Genomic DNA, 12217 nt, shown 5'->3' with positions numbered 1-12217 from the left:
CCCGGTGCGCCCCCCCTTCTCCCGGGCCAACCGTTCCAACCCGCCCACCCACGCACACCGTCATCCCGACAGACAAGGACCCCTTCATGACCACGTTCACCGACCAACTCCGCAGCAGCCGCGTCGTCGCGGTGGTACGCGCCCAGCGCATCCCCGACGCCGTCGCCCTGGCAGAGGCCCTCGCCGCCGGCGGGGTCTCCATCCTGGAGCTGACCTACACCACGCCCGACGTTGAGTCGCACCTGCACGCGATCAGCACCGGTGCGCCCGGCACGCTGGTCGGTGCGGGCACCGTGCTCGACGCCGCCCAGGCCCGCGGAGCGCTGGGGGCCGGGGCGCAGTTCCTGGTCACCCCCGCCGTCATCGAGGAGGTCGCCGAGGTCGCCCGCGAGGCCGGCGTGCCGGTGCTCCTCGGGGCGATGACGCCGACCGAGGTCCTGCGGGCCCGGGAGCTCGGGGCGGAGCACGTGAAGATCTTCCCGGCCGGCGTCGTCGGACCGCGGTTCGTCAAGGACCTCCAGGGACCCTTCCCGGGGCTGTCCACCGTCCCCAGCGGGGGGATTGACGAGAGGAATGCCCGGGACTTCATCGACGCCGGGGCCACGGCCGTGTGCTGCGGGTCCTCCGTGGTCTCGGCCGCCGACGTCGAGGGCGGGCGGTGGGCGAAGATCACCGCGAGCGCCGCCGAGTTCGTGGAGCGGGCCACCGGCGTCGCTCCCGCCGCCGGGCCCGCCGAGCGCGGAGAGGGACGGTGACCCCGATGACCTTCATCGACTGGCTGCAGAACGACACCCTGGGCCTCCTCCTGCTGGCCGCGGCCAGCGTCGCCGTGCTCCTGGTCCTCATCATCAAGGCCAAGCTGGAGCCGTTCATCGCCCTGCTGATCGTCGGCATCCTGACCGCTTTGGCCGGGGGCGTCTCGGTGGCCGACCTCGTGGGGTCCGCGACCGGCGCATCGCAGTCCATCCTGGAGAAGGGGTACGCCGGGACGCTGGGGCACATCACCGTCATCATCGGCCTCGGAACGGTGCTCGGCGCGCTGCTCGAGTCCTCGGGGGCCGCCGAGGTGCTGCTGGCCCGGCTGACCAGGGTCTTCGGGACCAAAGGGACGCCGGTGGCGATCGGCATCTGCGGGTTCGTCCTGGGCATCCCCGTGTTCTTCGACATCGGCATCTTCGTCCTGGCGCCGCTGGTCTACGTGGCCGCGCGGCAGGGCGGCGGATCCCTGGTCAAGTACGCGATGCCGCTGCTGGCGGGCCTCTCGGTGACCCACGCCTTCCTGCCGCCGCACCCCGGACCGGTCGCCGCGGCTGGTCTGTTCGGGGTGGACCTGGGTTGGGTGCTGATGATGGGCTTCGCCGTCGGCATCCCGGCGTTCATTGTCTCCGGCCTGCTGTGGGGCATCTGGATCGGCAAGCGCGTGCACGCCTTTGTCCCCGCCACCTCGGCCAAGCTCCAGGAGGAGGCCGAGGACCGGACGCCGCCGAACATGGGCGTGGTGGCGCTCGTGATCGGCCTGCCGCTGCTGCTGATCCTCGGCGGTACCTTCGGCAACATCCTGCTGGCGGAGGGCCCGCTGCGCGACGTCCTGACCCTCGTGGGCACCCCGGCGATCGCGCTGGCCATCGCGGTGCTGCTGTCCATGTGGCTGCTGGGGCTGCGCCGGGGCCGCTCCTCCTCGGACATCGCCTCGATCATCTCCAAGGCGCTGAACCCCGTCGGCATGCTGCTGCTGGTGATCGGTTCGGGCGCGTTCTTCGGGGCGGTGCTCTCCGCGACCGGGATCGGCGAGGCCGTGGCCGGCTCCCTCAGCTCGCTGGGGTGGCCGCTCATCCTCTCCGCCTTCGTGATCTCCTCGGGGCTGCGCATCGCCCAGGGATCCGCGACGGTGGCGATCGTGACCACCGGCGGCATCCTGCAGGCGGCCGTGGAGTCCGGCGGGTATTCGCAGCCGCAGCTCGCGCTGCTCGTCGCGGCAGTGGCCAGCGGCTCGGTGATCGCCTCCCACGTCAACGACGGCGGGTTCTGGATCATCCAGCGCTACTTCAACATGACGGTGGCACAGACGCTGAAGACCTGGACCGTCCTCGAGACCGTGCTGGCGCTGACCGGGTTCGCGGTGGCAGCCGGGATCTGGGCGATGGTCTGATCCCGCCGTCCGTCTCCCCGCCTCGTCGAGACGGGGAGACGCTGGAAGGCGCGGTGCGACGACGATGGACCCGGTCCCGATGACTCTCGCGGACCCAGGGCCTACCCTCGCAGGCACATGCGAAAAGACCGCCGTGGATGCGATGCTGCATCCACGGCGGTCGTCTCATGTGCCGAGCCACCCGGGAGGGGATTCCCTATCCGACCAGCTCAGCCCCGAGAGATCAGGCCCGCGCGCGGCGGATGCCGAAGACGGCGCCGGCCGCGGCGATCAGGGCCAGGCCGCCGCCGAGGGCGAGGGCGCCGGCGCCGTTCGAGGACTCCTGTGCGACGCCGGTGTCGGCACCGCCCACGGGCATCTGGGCGACCTGCTGGTCAGCGGCGGGCCACTGCTGGTCCCAGTTCCCCTGCTCCCAGTTCTGCTGGCCCCAGTCACCCGTCACGCCGTCGCCGACCTCGGGGGTCACGTCGTCGACCTCGTCGGCGCCACCGGCGTCGCAGCCGAAGCCGTCCTTGTCTCGGTCCAGGTGGGGGCCGTAGAAGGGCGAGGTGGAGGGGATGTTGGTGTAGCCGGCGTTGCGGGCCTCGGTGCAGTTCTTGAAGGGCGTGGTTCCGGCATCGGTGGGCTGCTGAGCGACCGGAACCTCGGGCTGCTCGGCGACCGGGGTCTCGTAGCCGGGCACCAGAGTCTCGTCGTACACTACGGTGCTGTCCTCGCAACCGATGCCGTCGCTGTCACGATCCAGGTGCGCGCCATAGCCGGGCGAACCCGCGGGGATGTTGTAGACACCGTAGGCGGCAGCCTCGGAGCAGTTGCTGAACACGATGGGGGCGGCCATGGCCGGCGTGGTCGCGAGGGCGGAGAATCCGACGGCGGCGGCGAGTGCCACGGTGGCGGTGGTCTTCTTCACGGAGTGCCTCATTCTTCTTCAAAGATGTGAGAGATGGAATATTCGGTGCGTACCGAACAGTTCACATCTCATCAAAACGCTTCAAATCTTGTCTATTCTGGCGAGAATGTTTCCGCGGCCTCATCCCGTACTTGACATTTACGGTGACGATCGTACTGGCCAGTAGCTTGTCACTCACCATGTGGAGCCAGGACTCGGAGTCGTCCATCGCCCCCGGCGGGACGGCCCGGTCACTCGGCCCGAGGTCCGCGGCCGGCAGACAGAATGGGTCACGGAGGAAGCAACCCTGAAACATTTGACTCGGTATGACGTAGCGCACCTCGAGTGAATCATCGGGGGATCCGTCCATTCCGGGCGAATGGACTGCGAGCGCGGCCGGCCATACGACCCAAACCGTTCAGCGGTCGCCGCCCACGAGTTCTCCCCACTCCTTCCCCAGCCCGTCCCCCACCGGCTTAAGTTGTCAGTCCCCTCCCCTACGCTGGTCCCAACGACCAAAACCCCTCGTCAGACCCACGACGAGGGCATCACCCCGCGCCTCAGGAGGCAGACGTGTTCTTCGTGCAGGCCCCCACCGCTCCGGCATCCGGCCGCCCGGTGGAGTCCGCCCTCGGCGAGCCGGAACGCACGCTCGTCTACTCGGCCACCGACCTCGTGCGCGCCGCCGAGTGCCCCTGGGCCACCCTGCGCATCCTGGACGAGAAGCTCGGCCGCGTCCCCCGCCTCGAGGTCCCCGAGGACGCCATGCTCGAACACACCTCCCGCCTGGGCGACGAGCACGAGGCCGCCGTCCTGGCGGACCTCACGGCACGGTACGGGCCGTTCCGGGCGGCGGCCGGGGCGGCGGCGTCGTCGGGCCCGCAGAACACCGGCGGGCCCGCGGGCAGCGGCGTCTACGAGATCGAGCCCGCGCGCCGCATGGACCACGCGACGCTCACGGCCAAGCACGAGGAGTCGGTCCGGGCGCTGCGGGAGGGGGCCGACGTCGTCTTCCAGGCCTCCTTCTACGACGGCCGCTTCCACGGCCGCTCCGACTTCCTGATCCGCCGGCCGGACGGCACCTACGAGGTCTACGACACCAAGCTCGCCCGCCACGCCAAGGTCACCGCGCTGCTGCAGCTCGCGGCCTACGCGGACCAGCTGGCCGCGGCGGGGATCCCGGTCGCGGACCGGGTCACGCTGATCCTGGGGAACCGGGAGCACGCGAGCTTCGACGTCGGGGACTTCCTCGCCGTCTACCGCGAGCGCCGGGAGCGCTTCGAGGCCCTGACAACCGCCCACCGGGATCCCGCGCGGGGCCCGGTGCGGTGGTTCGACGACGACGTCGCCCGCTGCGGCCGCTGCCCCCACTGCGAGGCCCAGATCGCCGAGCACCGGGACGTCCTGCAGGTGGCCGGGATGTCGCTGACGAGCCGCAAGAGGCTGCGCGAGCGCCACGGCGTGCGCACGGTCGAGGACCTGGCCGGCCTCCCCGAGCTGGACGAGCGCGGGCACCGCCTCCCCGACGCCGTCCGGCAGGCCCGGCGGCAGGCGCGGATGCAGTGCGGGCTGGCGCGCCCCGACGGCACGGTCGAGTACCTCGACGCCGCCGGCGAGAACCGCACCGTCTCCTACACCGTGGAGGACCCGGGCCCGCTCCGGCGCATCCCGCGGGCCAACCCGGGGGACGTCTTCTTCGACTTCGAGGGCGACCCCCTGTGGCAGGACGCGCACGACTCCTCGTGGGGGATCGAGTACCTGTTCGGCGTCGTCGAGCTGCCGGAGGACGCGGCGGAGGAGCCCCGCTTCATCTCGTTCTGGGCCCACTCCCGCGCCGAGGAGAAGCAGGCCCTGCTGGACTTCCTCGCCTACCTCCGCGAGCGCCGCGAGCGCCACCCGGGTCTGAAGGTCTACCACTACGCCAACTACGAGAAGCGGGCGCTGCGCGACCTCGCCGCGCGCCACGGCGTCGGCGAAGAAGACGTGGACGACCTCCTGCGCCACGAGGTCCTCGTGGACCTCTACGACGCCGTGCGCTCGAGCATCCGCATCTCCCAGCCCTCCTATTCGATCAAGAAGCTCGAGCCCCTCTACATGGGCGAGCAGCTGCGCGGCGGGGACGTCACCGACGCCGCGGCCTCCGTGGTCGCCTACGCCGACTACTGCCTGGCCCGGGACTCCGGGGAGGAGACCGAGGCCGCGCTCATCCTCGACTCCATCCACGCATACAACCGCTACGACTGCGTCTCGACCCTGCGCCTGCGCGACTGGCTGCTGGGCCTGGCCGGGCGCGACGTCGCGGAGGAGCTCGCCACGCCCCAGGCCCCGCCCCCGCCCCCGCCCGACCCGGACGCCGCCGACGCCCGCACCACCCCCGTGGAGGCCTCGCTCAACCACTTCGTCGAGACCGCGACCCCGGAGAGCACCGGTCTGGCCCCCGAGGAGCTGGAGCGGACCGCGCGCGCCGTCGCGATGGTCTCCTCGGCCACCGGCTACCACCGCCGCGAGCGCAAGCAGTTCTGGTGGGCGCACTTCGACCGGCTCTCCGCGCCCGTGGGCGAGTGGGAGGGCCAGCGCGACGTCGTCGTCTTCGAGCGGCTCGCGGTCGCGGAGGACTGGCACACGCCCGGGCCCCGCGCCAAGACCGAGCGGCGGACCCTGGCCGGGACCGCCCGCATCGCCGACGGGTTCAGCCTCAAGCCGGGCGCCTCGGGCCTGTTCGCGATGTACGCCGCACCCCTGCCAGGGTACCTCGCGGACAAGGTGCTGCAGAGCCAGGAGCGGCTGAACGCGCTGACCGGCGGCAACGCCCCCGTGGTGAGCCGGGCCAGCGACGCCCGCGCCACGGTCGAGTCGATCGAGCCCGCCGGGGCGCAGGGCCTCTACCGGGTCGAGGTTACCGAGACCCGCCCCCAGGGCACCGACGCCTTCCCCCAGCTGCCCCTCGCGCTCACGCCGCCGGCGCCCATCCGCACGCAGGCCCAGGAGGACTCGCTGGCCGAGCTGGCCCAGGAGGTCGACGCCGCCCTGTGGAGCGGGCCCGGCGGCGCCCCGCACCTGCCCCACGGCGCGGGCCTGGACGTCCTGGCCCGCCGCGCGCCCCGGCTGACGGGGGAGGGCCCTCTCCCCCAGCCCGAGGATCCCGAGCACACCGCCGCCGAGCTGCCCATGGTCAGCGCGATCCACGCCGCCGTGAGCCGCCTCGACGACTCCTACCTCGCCGTGCAGGGGCCGCCGGGCACGGGCAAATCCTTCGTCGGCTCGCACGTGATCGGGCGGCTGGTCGCGGAGGGGTGGAAGGTCGGCGTCGTGGCCCAGTCGCACGCCGTGATCGAGAACCTGCTGCGCGGGTGCCTCACGAACGGCGGCGTGCCCGGCGAGGCGATCGCCAAGGCCAAGCCGCGCGCCGCGAAGAAGGCGGAGGACGACGTCGAGCTCCCGCCCCCGCCGCCGTGGCGGCAGATCGGGCCGAAGGAGATCCCCGGCTTCCTCGCCGAGGAGGGCGGCCGGATCTACGGCGGCACCGCGTGGGACTTCGCGAACCAGGACCGGTTCGAGCCCGGCCGCCTGGACCTGCTGGTGATCGACGAGGCGGGGCAGTACTCGCTGGCCAACATGCTCGCGGTCTCCCGGGCGGCGCGGAACATGCTGCTGCTCGGCGACCCGCAGCAGCTGCCGCAGGTGACCCAGGGCAGCCACCCGTACCCGGTGGACGAGTCCGCGCTGGGCTGGCTCTCCGCCGGGGAGCGCACGCTGCCGGCCGAGTTCGGCTACTTCCTGGACGCCTCGTGGCGCATGCACCCGGAGCTGTGCGCGCCGGTCTCGCGGCTGTCCTACCGGGGGCGGCTGCACTCGGCGCCCGCGGCCGGCGAGCGGGACCTGGTGGCCACGCGGCCGGGGGTGTACCGTCTCGACATCGGCCACCTCGGCAACGCGACCTCCTCCCGCGAGGAGGCGCGCGGCGTCGTGCGGGTGGCCCAGCAGTTCCTCGGAAGGGGGTGGCGCCGTGCGCCGGATCAGGAGGAGCGGCCGCTTCAGCCTGCGGATGTCCTCGTCGTGGCTGCCTACAACGCCCAGGTGGACGCGATTCGTCAGGCCCTCGAGGAGGCGGGGCTGGCGGATGCGGATCAGGAAGGCGTCCGGGTCGGCACCGTCGATAGGTTTCAGGGTCAGGAGGCCCCGGTAGTCGTCGTCTCGATGGCCGCCTCCTCCGCGGAGGAGGTGCCCCGGGGCATGGACTTCCTGCTCTCCCCGAACCGCCTCAACGTCGCGGTGTCCCGGGGCCAGTGGTGCGCGGTGATCGTCAGCTCGCCGCACCTCACCGACTACTGGCCGGCCACGCCCGAGGGCCTGGCGACGCTGGGCGGATTCGTCACCCTGCGCCAGGAGGCGAAAGCCTGGAATGCGGTAGAGAGAAGGGGGGATTCCCGTGAATAATGGCACGAACAGCAGCGACCGGGACGAGGAGGTGGAGATCATCAAGCCGAGCTTCAAGGCCCGTACCCCGTACATCCTCCACTTCGAGGAGCAGACGGTGGCCGTGGGGGACCCGGAGTTCCTGAAGCAGATCGAGACGTTCCTGCTCTCGGCAGATCTCGCCACGCGGACCACGTACTGGGAGCGCAGCGGCTCCGACGACGACGCGGTCTTCGAGCCGGACCCCGAGCCCGAGGACATGAACGCCGTCGGCATCGAGGGGGACGAGGAGGTCTTCTGGAACGCGATGCACGCGGCGATCTTCTCCCGGACCGAGTGGCCCGAGGAGGAGAGCGCGACCGTGTACTTCCCGGAGATGCCCGACTGGCTGGAGCGCGCCCAGTCCTGGTACTTCGACCCGGCGTGCCCTCCCCTCGGGCCGGGCACCCCGGGCGGCTGGGTGCGGCGCCACTCCATCGAGGAGCGCGGGCACCCCGTGGGACTGTTCCAGCTGACCGACCAGGACTCGTTCTGGGTCTTCGCGACCGAGGAGGACCTCCGGGACGTGATCGACCTCTGCCAGTCGCTCTCCCGCTTCCGCGCCGGGTTCGCGCAGGCCACGCCGTACCTGGGTCCGGACGACACGGTCGGGTCGATGGCGCTGCCGCTGATCTGCCGCGACTCGCTCATGGAGGAGCTGGTGATCCGCGGCGTCGACGTGGAGACGATGTTCTGGGAGTGAGCTCGCTCCCGCGCACCCTCCCCTGATCCGAGGCGCTCCCCGGCCCGTGGCCGGCGGGCGGCCCGGTCCGGCGACCCACGCCACCGCACACGGCGTCGTCGGCCGCATCCTCCCGCCGGGCTGAGCCCGCATTCCCTCCCTTTCTCGCGCGATTCCTGACGCGTGCGGGGATTTCGCCGTGCCTCCAGGGGGGGGTGCGTGGCCTCCCCGTGCAGGTATCCACGACCCCTCAAACGGGTGTCTTGCAGGCCTCAACCGGGAGACTCTGCGGGCCCGAATGAGTACCTGCTCGCACTCAGCCAGCCCCCGGTCTCACTCGGCGCCGGCACGACGTCGGGCGGGCGGCCCGACCAACCGAAACACACCTCACCACACCCCACGAAGGAGACGATCGATCCCATGATGGGAAAAGGCCACGCCATCCTCGGCGCGGCGACCTGGACGGCCGGGGCGGCCTACGCGTTCCCGGTCCTCGGCTACGCGGCCACCCCGGCGATCCTGCTGATGGGCTGCCTGCCCGTGGCGGGCGCCGCTCTGCGCCCCGACATCGACCACCCCAGCGGCTCCATCGCCCAGTCGGGCGGTTTCATCACCAAGACCATCGCGTCCGTAACCGGCAGACTCTCCGGCGGGCACCGCCAGGGCACGCACCGGATCTGGTTCCTGCTCTTCTGCGCCGCGTTCGACTTCGCCGCGGTGACCCTGTTCGGACGGTGGGGCGGGCTCGGCCTGTTCTTCCTCTACACCGCCTTCGGGACCCAGGCGCTGGCCAAGACGGCCCTGCACCGGAAGCTGAGGCGCCGGTGGCAGAGGAGCACGCGGCTGTTCTCGGACCTGTACAGCTGGGTCTTCGCGGCCGCGGCGACCTACGGAGCCGCCCGGGTCTTCCCCGACGACGACGCATGGTGGTGGCTCGCGGCCGCCCTCGCGATCGGGCACCTGTCCCACCTCATCGGGGACTCGCTGACCTCCTCGGGACTCGAGTGGGCGAGCGGCCACCGCATCCGCTTCCCGATCCTCGGCAACGCGGGCTCCGGCCGTGAGAACGTCTTCGTCGGCGGGTGCGTCCTCGTCATGGTGGTCGTCATCTCCTCGAGCGTGTTCGGCGTGAGCCTGGACCTCCCCACCCTGGCCGACCTGCCCGCCTGGCTGGGCGACCCCATCGGGACGCCGTAGGCGCTCAGCCCAGCTCCGGGCACACCACACGACGTCACACCGACATACACGGGCGAACGCCCGGCTCCGGGGCATACTGGGAGGGATGTATGTACTGATCGTTGCCCAGCACTGCGCGACCGGCCGGGAGAAGGCCCCCGTCCTGCCGCACGACGACGTCGCGCGCCACCCCGCGCGCACGGACGACGCCGGGCCCGCCTCGACCGCGCGGGAGCTGGCCGCCCGCCTCAACGCCCTCCCCGCACCCGAGGACGCGAGGCCCGTCCCCTTCGCGGTGACCTACCCCGACGAGATCAGGGCGGTGTTCACGGACCCCGTGCACGCCGTGGGCGCGGCGCTGTGCGCCATCCGGGAGCGGGGCGTGCTGGCCGGCATCGGCGTCGGCGGGGTCGAGCTCGGCGGCGACGAGCCCGAGGGGCCCGCGCTGGGCTACGCCCGGGCCGCGATCGAGCGCTGCACGGCGGGGCTGCCGTGCCGCGCGATCGCCGTCGAGGGCGGCGACCCCGGACTCTCGGACGCGATCACCTCGCTGCTGCGGATGCTAGCCCGGCTCATCGACCACCGGACCGAGGCGGAGTGGCGCGTCGTGGACCTGCTGGTCCCGGACGTGCGCGGCCAGCACCGGGCGATCGCCGAGGCGCTGGGCATCTCGCCGCAGGCGGTCAGCAAGGCGCTCATCCGCACCGGCTGGCACGAGGAGACCGCCGCGCGGGCCTCGGCCGCGGAGCTGCTGGCGCGGCTCTGACGCGCGCCGGGCCCTACTGCGCCTGCTCCTGCACGTTCCCGCCGGGGTCGCTGATGAACCCCTCGGAGACCATCCAGTCGAAGGCGACCTGGGCCGGCTCCTCGCCCTCCACGTCCACGCGGTAGTTCAGCTGCTGCAGCGTCTCGTTGTCCAGCCGCTGGGCGACCTGCTCGTAGCGGTCCATCAGCTCCGGGTAGCGCTCGTCCATCTCGGTGTTGAGCACCGGCGCCACGTTGTAGTGCGGGAAGAACGCCCGGTCGTCCTCGAGGACCGTGAGGTTCAGGGCCGGGATGCGGCCGTCGGTGGTGAACACCTCGCCGAAGTTGCAGGTGTCCCCCTGGGCCGTGGCGGAGTAGATGGTGCCGGCGTCGAGGATCGCGATGTTGGCGTCCGGGACGCCGTCGGGGGTGCCGCGCGGGATGCCGTAGGTCTCCAGCATGGGGTTGATGCCGTCCTGGCGGGAGTTGAACTCGGCCTCGATGCAGAAGGTCCGCTCCTCGACCGGGACCTTCGCGATGTCCGAGAAGGTCTTCAGGCCGTACTCGTCGATGACCTCCTGCCGCGTGGCGAAGGCGTAGGTGTTGTTCATGGGCGCCGGCGGGCCCCAGGTCAGGCCGTACTCGGCGTCGGCGTCGCGGACGGCCTCCCACTGCTCCTGCTGGTCCTTCAGGCCCTGCTCGTGGCCGAGGTAGGTCAGCCAGGCCGAGCCGGTGTACTCGAAGAACATGTCGGCCTCGTGGCTGACCATGACCTGCCGGGTGGGCTGGGAACCGGGGATGTTGCTGAGGTCGGTGACCTCGAAGCCCGCGGCGGAGGAGGTCAGCGCCGCGATCTTGCCCAGGATGAGCTGCTCGGTGTAGTTCTTGGACGCCACCACGAGCGGCTGCCCCTCGGCGCCCTCGACGGGCTGGATGCTCCCCGGCCCGATCTCGGGGACGAAGGATCCGGAGGGCTGGAGGCCGCAGCCTGCCAGGGCCAGCGTCGCGATGGCGCCGATCCCGAGGGTCTTGATGCTGTTGTGAACGGACAACGTGCTTTCCTTGGTGCTGCTCGAGTGGTGAACCGGGGCGGCCCAGCCGCCCCGGGGGGAGTCCTACGACTCCGAGATGAGGCCCTCTCCCACCATCCAGTCGAAGGCGACCTGGGCGGGGTCCTGGCCCTCGACGTCGACCTTGAGGTTCATGTCCCGCATCTTCTCGTCGGTCAGGCGGGAGACGACCTCGTCGTAGCGGTCCTCGAGCTCCGGGTAGCGGTCCAGGAACTCGGTGTTGAACACCGGGGAGGCGTTGTAGGCGGGGAAGAAGTTGCGGTCGTCCTCGAGGACGGTGAGGTTCAGCGAGTCGATGCGGCCGTCGGTGGTGAACACCTCGCCGAAGTTGCAGGTGTCCCCGCCGGCGGTCGCTGTGTAGACGGTGCCGGTGTCGAGGATCGCGATGTTGGAGTCCGGGACGCCGTCGGCCGCGCCGCGCTCCAGGCCGTAGGCGCTGAGCATCGGGTTCAGCCCGTCGCTGCGGGAGTTGAACTCGGACTCCACGCAGATGGTGCGGTCCTCCACGGGCACGCGGGCCAGGTCGGAGAGCTCGGTGATGCCGTTGGCCTCCGCGTACTCCTGCCGGACCGCGAGCGCGTAGGTGTTGTTCAGCGTCCCCGGGGCACCCCAGGTCAGGCCGTTGCCGAGGTCCTCGTCGTGGACCGCCTGCCACTGCTCCTGCTGGTCCGGGATGCCCTGCTCGTGGCCCATGTAGGTCAGCCAGGCGGTTCCGGTGTACTCGACCGTGACGTCGGCGTCGCCGCTGGTCATGAGGTTGCGCACCGGCTGGGAGCCCGGGACGTTGGTCATGTCCTGGGGCTCGAAGCCGGCGGCCTCGGCCGTCAGCACGGCGATCTTGCCGAGGATGATCTGCTCGGTGAAGTTCTTGGACGTCACCACCAGCTCCTGCCCCTCGGCGCCCTCCACGGGCTCGAGGCTCCCCTGCCCCACGGCCGGGACCGTCGAGGTGGAGGGTCCCAGGCCGCAGCCGGCCAGGGCGAAGATCCCGACGACGCCGAGCGCCGCCGCTCGGGTGTGCTTTCTGCTGAACATGGTTCTCACGGCCTCCT

General features: G+C 71.5%; 9 protein-coding genes. 6 read left to right on the top strand and 3 right to left on the bottom strand.

Annotation, left to right across the window (positions count from 1 at the left end):
- Positions 1–86: 86 nt before the first annotated feature.
- Together NBM05_RS02685 and NBM05_RS02680 are read left to right on the top strand one after the other, a co-directional pair.
- Positions 87–755 (top strand): bifunctional 4-hydroxy-2-oxoglutarate aldolase/2-dehydro-3-deoxy-phosphogluconate aldolase, encoded by a 669-nt coding sequence (locus NBM05_RS02685; RefSeq protein ID WP_254164935.1) that lies wholly within the window; start codon positions 87–89, stop codon positions 753–755.
- Between the two features lie 5 nt (positions 756–760).
- On the top strand, positions 761–2149 hold the full coding sequence (locus NBM05_RS02680; protein WP_254164934.1) for a GntP family permease: 1389 nt from the start codon (positions 761–763) through the stop codon (positions 2147–2149).
- Positions 2150–2372: 223 nt separating this feature from the next.
- On the opposite strand, the gene NBM05_RS02675 is transcribed toward NBM05_RS02680, so the two are convergent.
- A complete protein-coding gene (locus NBM05_RS02675) occupies positions 2373–3059 on the bottom strand; it encodes an excalibur calcium-binding domain-containing protein (protein WP_254164932.1) in 687 nt (228 codons plus the stop codon).
- A gap of 552 nt (positions 3060–3611) precedes the next feature.
- Between NBM05_RS02675 and NBM05_RS02670 the strand changes: the two genes are divergently transcribed.
- The 4 genes from NBM05_RS02670 (at position 3612) to NBM05_RS02655 (ending at position 10117) form a co-directional block, all read left to right on the top strand.
- A complete protein-coding gene (locus NBM05_RS02670; RefSeq protein ID WP_309248098.1) occupies positions 3612–7475 on the top strand; it encodes a TM0106 family RecB-like putative nuclease in 3864 nt (1287 codons plus the stop codon).
- Positions 7468–8196 carry a hypothetical protein gene (locus NBM05_RS02665; protein WP_254164931.1) on the top strand — a complete coding sequence of 243 codons (729 nt, stop codon included), beginning with the start codon at positions 7468–7470 and terminating at the stop codon, positions 8194–8196. Before NBM05_RS02670 ends, NBM05_RS02665 begins: the two co-directional genes overlap by 8 nt.
- Positions 8197–8595: 399 nt before the next feature.
- A complete protein-coding gene (locus tag NBM05_RS02660; protein WP_254164930.1) occupies positions 8596–9372 on the top strand; it encodes a metal-dependent hydrolase in 777 nt (258 codons plus the stop codon).
- Between the two features lie 85 nt (positions 9373–9457).
- Positions 9458–10117 carry a SatD family protein gene (locus NBM05_RS02655; protein WP_254164929.1) on the top strand — a complete coding sequence of 220 codons (660 nt, stop codon included), beginning with the start codon at positions 9458–9460 and terminating at the stop codon, positions 10115–10117.
- Positions 10118–10130: 13 nt separating this feature from the next.
- Here NBM05_RS02655 and NBM05_RS02650 read toward each other — a convergent pair whose 3' ends face one another.
- Both NBM05_RS02650 and NBM05_RS02645 read right to left on the bottom strand, forming a co-directional pair.
- Complete coding sequence (locus NBM05_RS02650; RefSeq protein WP_254164928.1) at positions 10131–11147, bottom strand: glycine betaine ABC transporter substrate-binding protein; 1017 nt, start codon at positions 11145–11147, stop codon at positions 10131–10133.
- Between the two features lie 63 nt (positions 11148–11210).
- On the bottom strand, positions 11211–12200 hold the full coding sequence (locus tag NBM05_RS02645) for a glycine betaine ABC transporter substrate-binding protein (protein WP_254164927.1): 990 nt from the start codon (positions 12198–12200) through the stop codon (positions 11211–11213).
- Between the last annotated feature and the right edge of the window lie 17 nt (positions 12201–12217).

Origin of the sequence: Rothia santali, assembly GCF_024199905.1 — a bacterium.
GTDB lineage: Bacteria > Actinomycetota > Actinomycetes > Actinomycetales > Micrococcaceae > Rothia > Rothia santali.
Note: the sequence above shows the minus strand (reverse complement) of the source record. Positions and strands in the feature narration are given on the sequence as shown.

Bases quoted from the DNA above. Each gene is read 5' to 3' on its own strand.
- NBM05_RS02645 (WP_254164927.1), bottom strand. From the start codon at position 12,200: ATGTTCAGCAGAAAGCACACCCGAGCGGCGGCGCTCGGCGTCGTCGGG.
- NBM05_RS02655 (WP_254164929.1), top strand. From the start codon at position 9,458: ATGTATGTACTGATCGTTGCCCAGCACTGCGCGACCGGCCGGGAGAAG.
- NBM05_RS02660 (WP_254164930.1), top strand. From the start codon at position 8,596: ATGATGGGAAAAGGCCACGCCATCCTCGGCGCGGCGACCTGGACGGCC.
- NBM05_RS02680 (WP_254164934.1), top strand. From the start codon at position 761: ATGACCTTCATCGACTGGCTGCAGAACGACACCCTGGGCCTCCTCCTG.
- NBM05_RS02685 (WP_254164935.1), top strand. From the start codon at position 87: ATGACCACGTTCACCGACCAACTCCGCAGCAGCCGCGTCGTCGCGGTG.